The organism is Streptomyces sp. NPDC051041 (genome assembly GCF_044456065.1).
In the GTDB taxonomy this organism is placed as follows: domain Bacteria; phylum Actinomycetota; class Actinomycetes; order Streptomycetales; family Streptomycetaceae; genus Streptomyces; species Streptomyces glaucus.
Map to the genome: position 1 here is coordinate 149300 of NZ_JBITFM010000014.1, position 15225 is coordinate 164524.

Consider the following 15225-nt stretch of genomic DNA (forward strand, 5'->3'; position numbering starts at 1 on the left):
TGTCGGGGCGGCGACGGGCCCGGGGACGTGACAGAATCGACACTGGCTCACCGGTATCCACAGCGAGCAGGAGACACAGCACGATGCGTATCGGAGTTCTCACCGCAGGCGGCGACTGCCCCGGCCTGAACGCAGTGATCCGGTCGGTCGTGCACCGAGCGGTCGACAACTACGGCGACGAGGTCATCGGTTTCGAGGACGGCTACGCGGGCCTGCTGGACGGCCGCTACCGCCCCCTCGACCTGAACGCCGTCAGCGGCATCCTGGCCCGCGGCGGCACCATCCTCGGCTCCTCCCGGCTGGAGCGCGACCGGCTGCGCGAGGCCTGCGAGAACGCCTCCGACATGATCCACGAGTTCGGCATCGACGCCCTCATCCCGATAGGCGGCGAGGGCACGCTGACGGCGGCGCGCATGCTGTCGGACGCCGGGCTGCCGGTGGTGGGCGTGCCGAAGACGATCGACAACGACATCTCCTCCACGGACCGCACCTTCGGCTTCGACACGGCGGTCGGCGTCGCCACGGAGGCGATGGACCGCCTGAAGACCACGGCCGAGTCCCATCAGCGGGTGATGGTCGTCGAGGTCATGGGGCGGCACGCGGGCTGGATCGCCCTGGAGTCCGGCATGGCGGCCGGTGCGCACGGCATCTGCCTGCCCGAGCGTCCCTTCGACCCGGCCAACCTGGTCAAGATGGTCGAGGAGCGCTTCGCCCGCGGCAAGAAGTTCGCGGTGATCTGCGTCGCCGAGGGCGCCCACCCCGCCGACGGCACCATGGACTACGGCCACGGCGAGATCGACCAGTACGGCCACGAGCGCTTCCAGGGCATCGGCACCGCCCTCGCCCGCGAGCTGGAGCGGCGGCTCGGCAAGGAGGCCAGGCCGGTCATCCTCGGTCACGTCCAGCGCGGCGGCACGCCGACCGCGTACGACCGGGTGCTCGCCACCCGCTTCGGCTGGCACGCGGTGGAGGCCGCGCACCGCGGCGAGTTCGGGCACATGACGGCGCTGCGCGGCACGGACATCGTGATGGTGCCGCTCGCGGAGGCCGTCACCGAGCTGAAGACGGTGCCCGAGAACCGCATGGACGAGACGGAGTCGGTCTTCTAGGCCTGCCCTCCGGGCCCGCGGGCCGGTCCCGCGGGCCGCTGCTCCAGGACGTGCGGGCCGGTCCCCGGACTCCCGGGCCGGCCCGCGGGGACCGCGCCGCTCAGCGGGACGGCGCCCGCACCCACCGGTACACCAGCTCCGGCCTCCCCACCTGCCCGTACAGCGGGTTCCGCCCCGCCCGGCCCGCGTCCACCAGGTGTTCCAGATACCGCCGGGCCGTGATCCGGGAGATGCCCACGGCCTCCGCGACACCGGCCGCCGTCAGGCCCTCCTCCGCCTCCCGCAGCGCGCCCGTGACCCGTTCCAGCGTCGGCGCGCTCAGGCCCTTCGGCAGCGCGGCCGGTCCCGGCGCGCGCAGGGCCGCCAGCGCCCGGTCCACCTCGTCCTGGCCGCTCGCCTCGCCCGCGGCCCCGCGGAACTCCGCGTACCGCACCAGCCGGTCCCGCAGCGTCGCGAACGTGAACGGCTTCAGGACGTACTGCACGACCCCCAGCGACACGCCCTCCCGCACCACCGCCAGGTCCCGCGCCGACGTCACCGCTATGACGTCCGCGTGATGCCCGGCCGCCCGCAGCGAGCGCGCCAGCTGCAGCCCGTGCACGTCCGGCAGGTGCAGGTCCAGCAGCAGCAGGTCCACCGCCGTGCGGTCGAGCACGCGCCGCGCCTCCGCGCCCGTACGGGCGGTGCCGACGGCGGTGAAGCCCGGCACCCGGCCGACGTACATCACATGCGCGTCGGCGGCCACGGGGTCGTCCTCCACGACCAGGACGCGGATGGGCTGCTCGGCCGTCATCCGCCGCCTCCGCGAACCGCGCCCTCCGGCCGGGGCCGCCCCGCCGCCGCGGACCCGCCCCCGGCCCGCAGCGGCAACCGCGCCTCGAACACCGCCCCGCCCTCGTCGGCCCGCGTCACCGTCAGCGTCCCCGCGTGCCGGTGCACCGCCTGGCGCGCCAGCGCGAGGCCCAGGCCCCGGCCGCCCGGGCCCGCCGGCTTGGTGGAGAAGCCGCGCCGGAAGACCGCCTCGGCGTGCGCGGGGTCGACGCCGTCGCCCGTGTCCGACACGCGCAGCACCAGTTCCGCGCCCGCCTCGGTGTCTTCGGTGTCTTCGGTGTACGCCGTCACCGTCACCCGCGCCCGGACGCTGCCCTGCGCCGCGTCCACCGCGTTGTCGATCAGGTTGCCCAGGATCGTCACCAGGTCCCGCGCGGGCAGCGCCTCGGGCAGCAGCCCGTCGTCCAGGCGGCTGTCCCCGGACACCTCCAGCTCCACGCCCCGCTCGTTGGCCTGGGCCGTCTTGCCGAGCAGCAGCGCGGCCAGCACCGGCTCGCTCACCGCCGCCACCACCTGGTCGGTCAGCGCCTGCGCCAGCTCCAGCTCCGCCGTCGCGAACTCCACCGCCTCCTCGGCGCGGCCCAGCTCGATCAGCGAGACCACCGTGTGCAGGCGGTTCGCCGCCTCGTGGGCCTGGGAGCGCAGCGCCTGGGTGAAGCCGCGCTCCGAGTCCAGCTCGCCCATCAGGGACTGCAGCTCGGTCACGTCGCGCAGGGTCACGACCGTGCCGCGGCGCTCGCCGCCGGAGACCGGCGAGATGTTCACCGCCAGGACGCGGTCCGCCGTGAGGTGGACCTCGTCCACCCGAGGCCGGGCCGACAGCAGCGCCCCGGTCAGCGGCCCCGGCAGGCCGAGCTCGGCGACCGACCGGCCCACCACGTCGCCGGACACCCCCAGCAGTTCCCGCCCCCCGTCGTTGATCAGCGCCACCCGGTACTGCCCGTCCAGCATCAGCAGCCCCTCGCGCACCGCGTGCAGCGCGGCCTGGTGGTAGTCGTGCATCCGGCTCAGCTCGGCCGCGTTCATGCCGTGGGTGTGGCGGCGCAGCCGGGCGTTGACGACGTACGTGCCGACCGCGCCCAGCGCGAGCGCGCCCGCCGCGACGCCGGTCAGCGCGGCGACCTGGCTCCGCACCCGCTCGGTGATCGCCTCGACCCGGATGCCCGCGCTGACCAGGCCGACGATCCGCTCCCCGTCCAGGACCGGGGTGACCGCGCGGACCGAGGGGCCGAGCGTGCCGGTGTAGGTCTCGGTGAAGGTCCGGCCGCGCAGGGCCTCCTCGGTGTGGCCCAGGAAGCGCCCGCCGATCCGTTCCCGGTCGGGGTGGGTCCAGCGGATGCCCCGCGGACTCATGATCGTGACGAAGTCCACGTCGGTGTCCCGCATCACGCGCAGCGCGTACGGCTGGAGCTCGGCGGTCGGGTCCGGGGTGCGGATCGCCTCCCGCACGGAGGGCGAGTCGGCGACCGCGCGGGCCACCGCCACGGCCTGCCGGCCCGCGGCCTCCTCGGCCTGGCTGCGGTCGCTGAGGTAGGTGAACAGCGCGTACCCGGCCACGACGACCGCTATCAGAACGGCCTGCATGGCGAAGAGCTGGCCCGCCAGACTGCGGGGGCGCGGGATCGGGATGCGCATGTCGTCAGTCTGCCTCGTGGCTGATTGTGAACTAAATGAACGGAAGGGTGACCGCGCTCACAGGACGGGAGATAGTCACCGCATTCCCCGAACCGCATCCCCCGGGAGCACCCGCTCCCGGACACCCCCGGACGTGAGCCGCACGCCGGTGATGCCGACGACGTCGTCAAGGAGGGCCGCCGTGACCAGCGCAGCCGATACGGCACCTGCCGCACCCCGTGCCAGACGGGACCGCACGCACTATCTCTACATCGCGGTGATCGTCGCGGTCGCCCTCGGTATCGCCGTCGGGCTGGCCGCGCCCGACCTCGCGGTCGGGCTGAAGCCGATCGGCACCGGCTTCGTGAACCTGATCAAGATGATGATCTCGCCGATCATCTTCTGCACGATCGTGCTGGGCATCGGCTCGGTGCGCAAAGCCGCCAAGGTCGGGGCCGTCGGCGGCATCGCCCTGGTCTACTTCCTGGTGATGTCGCTGGTCGCGCTCGCCATCGGCCTGGTCGTCGGCAACGTCCTGGAGCCCGGCACGGGCCTGGCGGTCACCGACGCCGTGCGCGAGACGGGCCACGCGCAGGTCGACGCGGAGGCCAAGGACACCACCGAGTTCCTGCTCGGCATCATCCCGACCACGATCGTCTCCGCCTTCACCGAGGGCGAGGTCCTGCAGACCCTGCTGATCGCCCTGCTCGCCGGCTTCGCGCTGCAGGCCATGGGCCCGGCCGGACAGCCGGTCCTGCGCGGCATCGAGCACATCCAGCGCCTCGTCTTCCGCATCCTGGCGATGGTGATGTGGGCCGCCCCGATCGGCGCCTTCGGCGCGATCGCCGCCGTCACCGGCTCGGCCGGCGTGGACGCGCTCAAGAGCCTCGCCGTGCTGATGCTCGGCTTCTACGTCACCTGCGTGCTCTTCGTCTTCATCGTGCTCGGCGCGCTGCTGCGGGTCGTCTCCGGCGTGAACGCCTTCTCGCTCTTCAAGTACCTGGGCCGCGAGTTCCTGCTGATCCTGTCCACCTCCTCCTCCGAGTCCGCGCTGCCGCGGCTGATCGCGAAGATGGAGCACCTGGGCGTCAGCAAGCCGGTGGTCGGCATCACCGTCCCGACCGGCTACTCCTTCAACCTCGACGGCACCATGATCTACATGACCATGGCCTCGCTGTTCATCGCCGACGCCATGGGCACGCCGATGTCGGTCGGCGAGCAGATCCCGCTGCTGCTCTTCCTGTTGGTCGCCTCCAAGGGCGCCGCCGGCGTCACCGGCGCGGGCCTGGCGACCCTGGCCGGCGGTCTGCAGTCGCACAAGCCGGCCCTGGTGGACGGCATCGGCCTGATCGTCGGCATCGACCGCTTCATGAGCGAGGCCCGCGCCCTGACCAACTTCGCGGGCAACGCCGTCGCCACCGTCCTGATCGGCACCTGGACGAAGGAGATCGACAAGGCGCGGGTCGAGCAGGTCCTCGCCGGCCGGATCCCCTTCGACGAGAAGACCCTCCTGGACGACGGCCACGGCGGCCACGGCGGCGAGACCCCGGCCGAGGCGCCGGAGCGGGGCGGCGAGAACGGGCACCGCAGGTACGACGAGTCCGATCTGAGGCTGCTGCGGCAGATCAGGGCGCTGCAGGACGTCGGGTTCGGCCTGGAGGAGACGCGGCCCTTCGTGGAGTGCCTGCGGGCCGGGCACCCGCAGGGCGACTCGTGCCCGGCCTCGCTCGCGGTCTACCGGCGCAAGCTGGCGGAACTGGACGGGTTGATCGAGGAGCTGAAGGCCGCGCGGGACAAGGTCGCGGCGCAGCTGACGAAGGCCGAACTGGCGGCCGGGGCGACGGTTTTGGGAGGTCCGGAACCGGAGTGCGAACTGGGAGGGCGGAAGCTGTGAGCAGGGCTGAGGGCGTGGCGGAGGTGACCGACGCGGACTTCGCGGCGGAGGTGATCGGCTCCCGGCTGCCGGTACTGGTGGAGTTCACCGCCGACTGGTGCCCGCCGTGCCGCCAGATGGCGCCGGTGCTGAGCGCCCTCGCGGCCGAGGAGGGCGAACGCCTGAAGGTGGTCCGGCTGGACGTGGACCGCAACCCGGCGACCACCAACGCCTACCGGGTGCTGTCGATGCCGACGTTCATGGTGTTCCGGGACGGGGAGCCGGTGAGGTCGATGGTGGGGGCGCGGCCCAAGCGCAGGCTGCTGGAGGAGGTGGCCGAGGCGCTGTAGCGGGGCCTCGCCGGATCAGGGCGCCCGGACACGAAGAAATCCCCCGGAAATTGCGCCCGGGGGATTTCCTTGCGTATTCTCATTGATTCGCGACTTCGAGTCGGCCGAGAAGTCGGCCGCGGCGCGGAGAAGTTCAGTACGCATAGTATATCCGGGCGGGAGCGGAATTGTCAAACACCGAATTTCCGGACGATGAATTCCGGCAGGAGCAGGAATTCATCGACGAGCTGTACGCGCGCGTGGACGCGCTGCGCGGCGACACCGAGGCCGGCGTCACGGACGCGCTCGCCCAGGGCCACACGCCCATGCAGGCCCGGCTGGAACGGGACATCCTGGTCGCCGAGCGCTCGGGGCTGCTCGCCGCGCTGAACGCGGTGGACGGCTCCCTGTGCTTCGGCCGCATCGACCTCGCCTCGGGCGCCAGCCACCACATCGGCCGCATCGGGCTGCGCGCCGACGACGCCGAGCACACCCCGATCCTGATCGACTGGCGGGCCGAGGTCGCCCGCCCCTTCTACCTGGCCACCGGCCACACCCCGCTGGGGCTGAGGCGCCGCCGCCACATCTCCACCGAGGGCCGCCGGGTCACCGCCCTGCACGACGAGATCCTCGACCTCGGCGACGCGACCCGCACCGGCCACGAGGACCCCACCGGCGACGCGGTGCTGCTCGCCGCGCTGAACTCCGCGCGCACCGGCCGCATGGGCGACATCGTGCGGACCATCCAGGCCGACCAGGACCGCATCATCCGCGCCCCGCACCGCGGCGTGCTGGTCGTCGAGGGCGGCCCCGGCACCGGCAAGACGGCCGTCGCGCTGCACCGCGCCGCCTACCTCCTCTACGAGCACCGGGAACTGCTCGCCAAGCGGGCCGTCCTCATCGTCGGCCCGAACCCGGCGTTCCTCGGCTACATCGGCGAGGTGCTGCCCTCCCTGGGCGAGACGGGCGTGCTGCTGGCGACCGTCGGGGAGCTGTTCCCCGGCGTGAGGGCGACGGCCGCCGACACCCCCGAGGCCGCCGCCGTGAAGGGCCGCGCGGAGATGGCCGACGTGCTCGCCGAGGTCGTCCGCAGCCGGCAGGCGCTGCCCGACCCGGTCATCGCGATCGAGCACGACCGCGAGATCCTCATGCTGGACGACGGCCTGGTGCGCGTGGCCCGCGAGCGCGCCCGCGCCGCGAAGCTGCCGCACAACCTCGCGCGCGAGCACTTCGAGGGCCACATCCTCAACACGCTCACCGACCTGTACGCCGAACGCATCGGCACCGACCCCTACGACGGCTCCAGCCTGCTCGACGCGAGCGACCTCACCCAGATCCGCGACGAGCTCGCCGAGAACCCCGAGGTCTGGGCCGCCATCGACCAGCTGTGGCCGAGACTCACCCCGCAGCAGCTGGTGGCGGACTTCCTCGCCGCCCCCGAGGGCTTCCTCCCCGCCGAGGACGCGGACGCCGTCCGCCGCCCGGTGACCCGGCGGTGGACCGTGGCGGACGTGCCCCTGCTCGACGAGGCGGCCGAACTCCTCGGCGAGGACGACCGGGTGGCGCGCGAGCGCGCGGAACGGGAACGGCGGGAGCGGATCGCCTACGCCCAGGGCGTGCTGGACGTGTCGTACGCGTCCCGGACGTACGAGTTCGAGGACAAGGAGGAGGACGACCCCGAGGCGTCGGAGGTGCTGTCCGCGCACGACATCATCGACGCCGAGCGGTTCGCCGAGCGCCAGGAGGAGGAGGACCACCGCAGCGCCGCCGAGCGCGCGGCGGCCGACCGCACCTGGGCGTTCGGGCACATCATCGTCGACGAGGCGCAGGAGCTGTCGCCGATGGCGTGGCGGCTGCTCATGCGGCGCTGCCCGACCCGCTCGATGACCCTGGTCGGCGATCCCGCGCAGACGGCCGAGGCGGCCGGCGTCGGCTCCTGGGCGAAGATCCTCGAACCCTATGTCGAGGACCGCTGGGAGCACACCCGCCTCGGCGTCAACTACCGCACCCCCGCCGAGATCATGGAGGTGGCGGCGGCCGTGGTCCGTGCCGAGCACCCGGACTTCGAACCGCCGAGCTCCGTGCGCTCGGCGGGCGTACGGCCCTGGGCCCGCGCCACCGACGACCTTCCGGGGGCCGTCGCCGAGGCCGTGGAGGAGCTGACCCCCGCCGAGGGACGGCTCGCGGTGATCGCGCCGCGCGACCTCCACCGGCGGCTGGCGGCCCGGCTGGACGGCGTGACGGCGGGTGCGGAGCCGGACCTGACCCGCACGGTCGTCCTGCTGGACCCGCGCCAGGCCAAGGGCCTGGAGTTCGACTCCGTCCTGGTCGTCGAACCCGGCCGGTACGGCACCAGCGACCTGTACGTCGCGCTGACGCGGGCCACCCAGCGGCTGGGCGTGCTGCACACCGGCGACCTGCCGAAGGCGCTGGCGGGCGCCTTCGCGGGCGGCTCCGGGACCGGGAGGTAGCGGAGCCCGTCAGGCCGGGCGCAGCCACACCGTGGCCAGCGGCGGCAGCGTCAGGCGGATGCTGGCCGGGTGGCCGTGCCAGCCCTGCGGCTCGGGCTTGACCGGGTCGGGGTTGGCCACGTCGCTGCCGCCGTAGCGCGCGGCGTCGGTGTTCAGGACCTCGTGCCAGGCCGGCACGTCGTCGGGGACGCCGAGACGGTAGTCGTGGCGGACCACGGGGGAGAAGTGCGACACCGCCAGCAGGGGGGCGCCGTCCGCGTCGAACCGCAGGAACGCGAGGACGTTGTCCTCGGCGGCGTCCCCCACCACCCACCGGAAGCCGGCGGGACGGGTGTCGTACTGCCACAGGGCGGGGGTGGCGCGGTAGACGGCGTTGAGGTCGCGGACCAGGTCCCTGACCCCCCGGTGGTCCGGTTCGGCGCCGTAGCCCGGGTCGAGCAGCCACCAGTCGGGGCCGTGCGCCTCGGACCACTCCGCGCCCTGCGCGAACTCCTGCCCCATGAACAGCAGCTGCTTGCCCGGGTGCGCCCACATGAAGCCCAGGTAGGCGCGGTGGTTGGCGCGCCGCTGCCACCAGTCGCCCGGCATCTTCGACACCAGCGAGCCCTTGCCGTGCACGACCTCGTCGTGGGAGATCGGCAGCACGTAGTTCTCGCTGTAGGCGTACACCATCGAGAAGGTCATCTCGTGGTGGTGGTACTTGCGGTGGACCGGCTCGTGGCTCATGTACTGCAGCGAGTCGTGCATCCAGCCCATGTTCCACTTCAGCCCGAACCCGAGCCCGCCGAAGCCGCTGGGGCCCTTGTGGTGGGTGGCCCGGGTGACGCCGTCCCAGGCGGTGGACTCCTCGGCGATCGTCACCACGCCGGGGCACCGCCGGTAGACGGTCGCGTTCATCTCCTGCAGGAACGCCACCGCGTCCAGGTTCTCCCGGCCGCCGTGCTCGTTGGGGGTCCACTGGCCCGGTTCGCGCGAGTAGTCGAGGTAGAGCATCGAGGCGACGGCGTCCACGCGCAGCCCGTCGATGTGGAACTCCTCGCACCAGTACACGGCGTTGGCGACGAGGAAGTTGCGCACCTCGTTGCGTCCGAAGTCGAACTCCAGGGTGCCCCAGTCGGGGTGGGCGGCGCGCAGCGGGTCCGCGTGCTCGTACAGGGGGCGGCCGTCGAACTCGGCGAGCGCCCAGTCGTCGCGCGGGAAGTGGGCCGGCACCCAGTCCATGATCACGCCGATCCCGGCCTGGTGCAGACGGTCCACGAGGTGCTTGAAGTCGTCGGGGGTGCCCAGCCGGGCGGTGGGGGCGTAGAAACCGGTGACCTGGTAGCCCCAGGAGCCGCCGAAGGGGTGCTCGGCGACCGGCATCAGCTCCACGTGCGTGAACCCCAGGTCCTTGACGTACGCGGGCAGCTGCTCGGCCAGCTGGCGGTACGTCAGCCCGGGGCGCCAGGACGGCAGGTGCACCTCGTACACCGACAGGGGCGCCTCGTGCGCCGGGGTCCCGGCCCGCTCGGCCAGCCACTCCTCGTCGCCCCACTCGTAGTGCGAGGCGTGCACGATGGAGGAGGTGGCCGGCGGGACCTCGGTGCGGCGGGCCAGCGGGTCGGCGCGCAGCGTCCTGGAGCCGTCGGGGCGGGTGATCTCGAACTTGTACAGCTCGCCCTCCCCGATGCCGGGCACGAACAGCTCCCACACGCCGGAGGAGCCGAGCGACCGCATCGGGAAGCCGGTGCCGTCCCAGAAGTTGAAGGTGCCGGCCACCCGCACCCCGCGCGCGTTCGGCGCCCACACCGCGAACCGGGTGCCGGTCACGCCCTGGTGGGTCATCGGGTGCGCGCCGAGCGCCCGCCACAGCTGCTCGTGCCGGCCCTCGCCGATCAGGTGCAGGTCGAAGTCGCCCAGCGTGGGCAGGAAGCGGTACGCGTCCTCGGTGTCCAGGACCGTCCCCTCGTACTCCACCAGCAGCCGGTAGGCCGGGACCTCCGTCAGCGGCAGCAGCCCGGAGAAGAACCCGTCCCCGTCGTCGTGCAGCTCGGCCCGCACCTCCCCGGAGACGACGGTCACCGACCGCGCGTACGGCCGGAACGCCCGGAAGGCGACCCCGCCCGGCACCGGGTGGGCGCCGAGCACGGAGTGCGGATCGTGGTGCGTGCCGTGCAGCAGCCGCTCCCGGTCGCCGGCGTCGAGAGCGGGGGAGACGGCGACCTCCAGCGGCTCGGCGAGGACGGGCTCCGCCGCCGCGGCCGCCTTCGCCGGCGCGGCCTTCCGCGCGGCCGCCTTCTTGCCCGGCGCCTTCTTGGCCGCCGTCTTCCTCGCCGCCGTCCTCCCGGCCGTCGCCTCCGCGGCCACCGGCTCCCGCACCGCGGCCTGCCGGGCCGCCGTCCTCCCCGCGGCGGTCCTCTGGGCGGCGGTCTTCTTCGCGGCGGCCTTCCTGGCAGCGGTCTCCTCGGCCGCGGCCTTCTTCGCGGTGGCCTTCTTCGCGACGGTCTTCTCCGTCGCCGTCCGCTGCGCCGCGGTCCTCTTCGCGGCCGTCTCCTCGACCGCCGCTTTCTTCGCCGCGGTCTTCTTGGCCGCGGTCTTCTTGGCAGCGGTCTTCTTCGCCGCGGCCTTCTGGGCCGGAACCCCCTGCGCGGCGGCCTTCCCCGCCGTCCTCCTCCGGGTCGTGGCCTGCTCCGGCAGCGCGGTCTCCGGCACGGCCTCCGCGGCCTTCGCCGCCGTCTTCCGCGTCGCTTTCTGCGCCGTCTTCCCGGTGGCGGCTGCCGTCTTCTTCGCGGCCGCCGGCTGCTCGGCGCCGGCCTCCTCGGCCGTCTTCTTCGGGTGCGGACCGCTGGACGGAGGGCGGGGGGTCACGGGCGGAGCCTCCTCGGCGAGGGTCGGGTCGGGTGGATCGGGTCAGACGCCGGCGGTGGCGAGGCGGCGCACCGCCGACAGCGGGACCGGGAGCCAGTCGGGGCGGTGCCGTGCCTCGTACACGACTTCGTAGATCGCCTTGTCCGTCTCGTAGGCGCGCAGCATCACCGGGTCGGTGCGCGGATCCCGGCCGCTCACCTCCGCGTACCCGGAGCAGTACGCGGCCCGGCACGTCTCGGCCCAGCCCGGCACGGGCGACTCGGCCGAGTGCGCGGCGTAGTCGAAGGAGCGGAGCATGCCCGCGATGTCCCGCACCGGCGGCTGCGGCATGCGCCGCTCGGCCAGCGGCCGGGCCGGCTCGCCCTCGAAGTCGATCAGCGACCACTCGCCGGACGGGGAGCGCAGGCACTGGCCGAGGTGCAGGTCGCCGTGCACGCGCTGGGCGGTCCAGGTGTGCCCCTCGGCGGCCAGGTCGTCCAGTGCCGTGAACGCCGAGCGCAGCCCGGGCGCGTACGGCCGCAGCACGGGCACCGCCTGGACGGCCGCCTCCAGCCGCTCGACCATGCCCTCCACCAGCTGCCGCAACTGGCTGTGGCCCAGAGTGACGGTGGGCAGGGCACGGGCGAGCGCGGTGTGCACCTCGGCGGTGGCCCGCCCCAGCGCCCGCGCCTCCGCGGCGAAGTCCTCGCCCTTGGCCAGCTCCCGCAGCGCCAGCTCCCAGCCGTCCGTCGCGCCCTGCATGTACGGCTGGAGCACGCCGAGGACCCACGGCCGGCCCGCCAGGTCCGCCGTCATCCACGCGGTGGGCGCCGGCACCCGGGGGCAGCCCGCGCGGGCCAGCGCCAGCGGCAGCTCCAGGTCGGGGTTGACGCCGGGCACGATCCGGCGCAGCAGCTTGAGAATGAACGTATCTCCGTAGACGACCGAGGAGTTCGACTGCTCGGCGGTCATCAGACGGGGCACCAGACCGGCGCGGATCTCCTGGTCCGCCTCCCGCTCGAAACGCAGCCGGCCGATGCGCGCCCGGGTGCGCAGCGCCTCCAGGAGCACCTCGGCGGGCCGGGCGTCGTACAGGGCGTCGTAGACCGTCCGTCCGGCCAGCGGTCCCTCGGTCACATGGCCGATGAGCGCGGGCGCCAGCCTGGGGGGCAGCGCTTCGCGCACGCCTATGAGCAGCTGGTAGCAGTCGCCGGGCTGCTCGGGCGCGCCGGGGGCGGGCACCAGCGGCTGGTGGGCGCGCACCAGCAGGTGGTACAGGCCCAGGCGGGAGAGGGGGGCCCCGCCCTGCCCGAGCGGAGCCGGGAGCCTGGGGGACGGCAGCAGCTCGGTGGCCGCGACCAGCGAGAACCCGGTGACCGGTCGCCCCTTGCCCGCGAACCAGCGCTGCCGCGGCAGCCACTCGCGCAACAGGGGATCCAGTGACGCCAGGAGGCCGGGCGGAGCGGTGACAGTAGGGGTGGCGGCTTCCGACATGGGCGTCGCGTCCTTTCCCCGGGTCGGCGCGGTGTTACTGTCGCGTGCCCCGGGGCGGGGCGGGGGAAACCGCCCCGCCCCGGGGTTCTACGCGGCGTCCTTGCGGAGCCGGAACCAGTAGAAGCCGTGGCCACCGAGGGTGAGCAGATACGGCAGTTCGCCGATGGCCGGGAAGCGGACCCCGCCGAACAGCTCGACCGGGTGGCGCCCTTCGAAGGCGCTCAGATCCAGCTCCGTGGGCTGCGCGAAACGCGAGAAGTTGTTCACGCACAGCACCAGGTCGTCCTCGTACTCCCGCAGGAAGGCCAGGACCGCCGGGTTGGAGGAGGGCAGTTCGGTGTAGGAGCCCAGGCCGAAGGCCACGTTCTGCTTGCGGATCTCGATCATCCGCCGGGTCCAGTGCAGCAGCGAGGACGGCGAGGCCATGGCCGCCTCGACGTTGGTGACCTGGTAGCCGTAGACCGGGTCCATGATCGTCGGCAGGAAGAGCCGCCCCGGGTCGCACGACGAGAAACCGGCGTTGCGGTCCGGGGTCCACTGCATCGGGGTCCGCACCGCGTCCCGGTCGCCGAGCCAGATGTTGTCGCCCATGCCGATCTCGTCGCCGTAGTAGATGATCGGGCTGCCCGGCAGGGAGAGCAGCAGGGCGGTGAACAGCTCGATCTGGTTGCGGTCGTTGTCCAGCAGGGGCGCGAGGCGGCGGCGGATGCCGATGTTGGCGCGCATCCGGGGGTCCTTGGCGTACTCGGCCCACATGTAGTCGCGTTCTTCGTCGGTGACCATCTCCAGGGTCAGCTCGTCGTGGTTGCGCAGGAAGATGCCCCACTGGCAGCCCGAGGGGATGGCCGGGGTCTTGGCGAGGATCTCGGAGACCGGGTAGCGGGACTCGCGGCGGACGGCCATGAAGATGCGCGGCATGACCGGGAAGTGGAAGGCCATGTGGCACTCGTCGCCGCCGGAGGCGAAGTCGCCGAAGTAGTCGACGACGTCCTCCGGCCACTGGTTCGCCTCCGCCAGCAGCACCTTGTCGGGATACTGGGCGTCGATCTCCTTGCGCACCCGCTTCAGGAAGGCGTGCGTCGCCGGGAGGTTCTCGCAGTTGGTGCCCTCCTCCTGGTACAGGTACGGCACCGCGTCCAGCCGGAAGCCGTCGATGCCCAGGTCCAGCCAGAACTTCAGGGCGGAGATCATCTCCTCCTGCACGGCCGGGTTCTCGTAGTTCAGGTCCGGCTGGTGCGAGAAGAAGCGGTGCCAGTAGTACTGCTTGCGCACCGGGTCGTAGGTCCAGTTGGAGACCTCGGTGTCGACGAAGATGATCCGCGCGTCCTGGTACTGCTTGTCATCATCGGCCCACACGTAGTAGTCGCCGTACGGCCCGTCGGGGTCCTTGCGCGACTCCTGGAACCAGGGGTGCTGGTCGCTGGTGTGGTTCATGACGAAGTCGATGATCACCCGCATGCCGCGCTGGTGGGCGGCGTCGACGAACTCCACGAAGTCGGCCAGGTCGCCGAACTCGGGCAGCACGGCGGTGTAGTCGGAGACGTCGTAGCCGCCGTCGCGCAGCGGCGACTTGAAGAAGGGCGGCAGCCACAGGCAGTCGACGCCCAGCCACTGCAGGTAGTCGAGCTTGGCGGTCAGACCCTTCAGGTCGCCGACGCCGTCGCCGTTGCTGTCCTGGAAGGAGCGGACGAGGACCTCGTAGAAGACGGCGCGTTTGAACCACTCCGGATCCCGGTCCTTGGCGGGCGTGTCCTCGAAGGTGTCCGGAACGGGCTCGTTGACGATCATTTTGTGGGTGACCCTCCGATCTGCGGGGTGGACGGTCGCAGAACCGTGAAGACGTGCGCGGGCCGATGGCCCGGTTCGAGGCGCACATAGTTGGTCCTGCCCCAGTGATAGGTCTCGCCGGTGAGCTCGTCGCGCACCGGCACCGACTCGTGCCAGTCCAGGCCGAGTTGCGGCATGTCCAACGAGACCGTGGCCTCCTGGGTGTGGTGGGGGTCGAGGTTGGCGACCACCAGAACCGTGTTCGAACCCTTCCGCTTGGAGTACGCGATCACCGCGTCCTTGTCGGCGTGGTGGAAGTGCAGATCGCGCAGCTGGCGCAGGGCCGGATTGTCCCGCCGGATGGTGTTGAGCTTGGTGATCAGGGGGCCGATGCTGCGGCCCTCGCGTTCGGCGGCGGCCCAGTCGCGGGGGCGGAGCTGGTACTTCTCGCTGTCGAGGTACTCCTCGCTGCCCTCCCTGAGCGGGGTGTTCTCGCACAGTTCGTAGCCGCTGTAGATGCCCCAGGAGGGGGAGAGGGTGGCGGCCAGCACCGCGCGGACCTCGAAGGCGGGCCGGCCGCCGTGCTGGAGATAGGCGTGCAGGATGTCGGGGGTGTTGGCGAAGAAGTTCGGCCGCATGTAGGCCGCCGCCTCACCGGTCAGCTCGGTGAGGTACTCCGTCAGCTCCTGCTTGGTGTTGCGCCAGGTGAAATAGGTGTAGGACTGCTGGAAACCGATCCGGGCCAGGGTGTGCATCATCGCCGGACGGGTGAACGCCTCCGCCAGGAAGATCACGTCAGGATCGGTGCGCTGGACATCGGCCAGCACCCGCTCCCAGAACACCACCGGCTTGGTGTGCGGATTGTCCACCCGGAAGATCCGCACCCCGTGGCCCATCCAGTGCCGCAGCAC

9 protein-coding genes and 1 pseudogene are annotated in these 15225 nt (G+C 72.5%); 4 read left to right on the top strand and 6 right to left on the bottom strand.

Annotation, left to right across the window (positions count from 1 at the left end):
• Positions 1 to 83: 83 nt before the first annotated feature.
• On the top strand, positions 84 to 1109 hold the full coding sequence (locus tag ACIBAI_RS21630) for an ATP-dependent 6-phosphofructokinase (RefSeq protein WP_344603499.1): 1026 nt from the start codon (positions 84 to 86) through the stop codon (positions 1107 to 1109).
• A 100-nt stretch (positions 1110 to 1209) separates the two neighbouring features.
• Here the strand turns inward: ACIBAI_RS21630 and ACIBAI_RS21635 are convergent, their stop codons facing one another.
• Positions 1210 to 1902, bottom strand: a complete 693-nt coding sequence (locus ACIBAI_RS21635; protein WP_399036472.1) for a response regulator — start codon at positions 1900 to 1902, stop codon at positions 1210 to 1212.
• Positions 1899 to 3575 carry an ATP-binding protein gene (locus tag ACIBAI_RS21640; protein WP_399036473.1) on the bottom strand — a complete coding sequence of 559 codons (1677 nt, stop codon included), beginning with the start codon at positions 3573 to 3575 and terminating at the stop codon, positions 1899 to 1901. The genes ACIBAI_RS21635 and ACIBAI_RS21640 overlap by 4 nt, the downstream gene beginning before the upstream one ends.
• A gap of 181 nt (positions 3576 to 3756) precedes the next feature.
• Between ACIBAI_RS21640 and ACIBAI_RS21645 the strand changes: the two genes are divergently transcribed.
• From ACIBAI_RS21645 to ACIBAI_RS21655, 3 genes are all read left to right on the top strand, one after another.
• Positions 3757 to 5448, top strand: coding sequence for a cation:dicarboxylate symporter family transporter (locus ACIBAI_RS21645; RefSeq protein WP_399036474.1), 1692 nt, complete (start codon positions 3757 to 3759; stop codon positions 5446 to 5448).
• Positions 5445 to 5777: a thioredoxin family protein gene (locus tag ACIBAI_RS21650; RefSeq protein ID WP_399036476.1), complete on the top strand. Its 333-nt coding sequence runs from the start codon at positions 5445 to 5447 to the stop codon at positions 5775 to 5777. The genes ACIBAI_RS21645 and ACIBAI_RS21650 overlap by 4 nt, the downstream gene beginning before the upstream one ends.
• Before the next feature lie 149 nt (positions 5778 to 5926).
• A complete protein-coding gene (locus ACIBAI_RS21655) occupies positions 5927 to 8227 on the top strand; it encodes a HelD family protein (RefSeq protein WP_399036494.1) in 2301 nt (766 codons plus the stop codon).
• Positions 8228 to 8236: 9 nt separating this feature from the next.
• On the opposite strand, the gene glgB is transcribed toward ACIBAI_RS21655, so the two are convergent.
• From glgB to ACIBAI_RS21675, 4 genes and pseudogenes are all read right to left on the bottom strand, one after another.
• Complete coding sequence (glgB, locus tag ACIBAI_RS21660) at positions 8237 to 11074, bottom strand: 1,4-alpha-glucan branching enzyme (protein WP_399036477.1); 2838 nt, start codon at positions 11072 to 11074, stop codon at positions 8237 to 8239.
• 42 nt (positions 11075 to 11116) lie between these two features.
• Positions 11117 to 12547 carry a maltokinase gene (locus ACIBAI_RS21665; protein ID WP_399036478.1) on the bottom strand — a complete coding sequence of 477 codons (1431 nt, stop codon included), beginning with the start codon at positions 12545 to 12547 and terminating at the stop codon, positions 11117 to 11119.
• A gap of 87 nt (positions 12548 to 12634) precedes the next feature.
• Entirely contained in the window at positions 12635 to 14335 is a 1701-nt protein-coding gene (gene treS / locus ACIBAI_RS21670; RefSeq protein WP_399036480.1) for a maltose alpha-D-glucosyltransferase, read from the bottom strand.
• Positions 14332 to 15225 (bottom strand): annotated as a pseudogene (locus ACIBAI_RS21675) (alpha-1,4-glucan--maltose-1-phosphate maltosyltransferase); the annotation flags it as partial. The pseudogene ACIBAI_RS21675 and the gene treS, both read right to left, overlap by 4 nt.

Excerpts from the sequence above, each read along its gene's own strand:
- ACIBAI_RS21640 (WP_399036473.1), bottom strand. The coding sequence starts at position 3,575 with ATGCGCATCCCGATCCCGCGCCCCCGCAGTCTGGCGGGCCAGCTCTTC.
- treS (WP_399036480.1), bottom strand. The coding sequence starts at position 14,335 with ATGATCGTCAACGAGCCCGTTCCGGACACCTTCGAGGACACGCCCGCC.
- ACIBAI_RS21665 (WP_399036478.1), bottom strand. The coding sequence starts at position 12,547 with ATGTCGGAAGCCGCCACCCCTACTGTCACCGCTCCGCCCGGCCTCCTG.
- ACIBAI_RS21630 (WP_344603499.1), top strand. The coding sequence starts at position 84 with ATGCGTATCGGAGTTCTCACCGCAGGCGGCGACTGCCCCGGCCTGAAC.
- ACIBAI_RS21635 (WP_399036472.1), bottom strand. The coding sequence starts at position 1,902 with ATGACGGCCGAGCAGCCCATCCGCGTCCTGGTCGTGGAGGACGACCCC.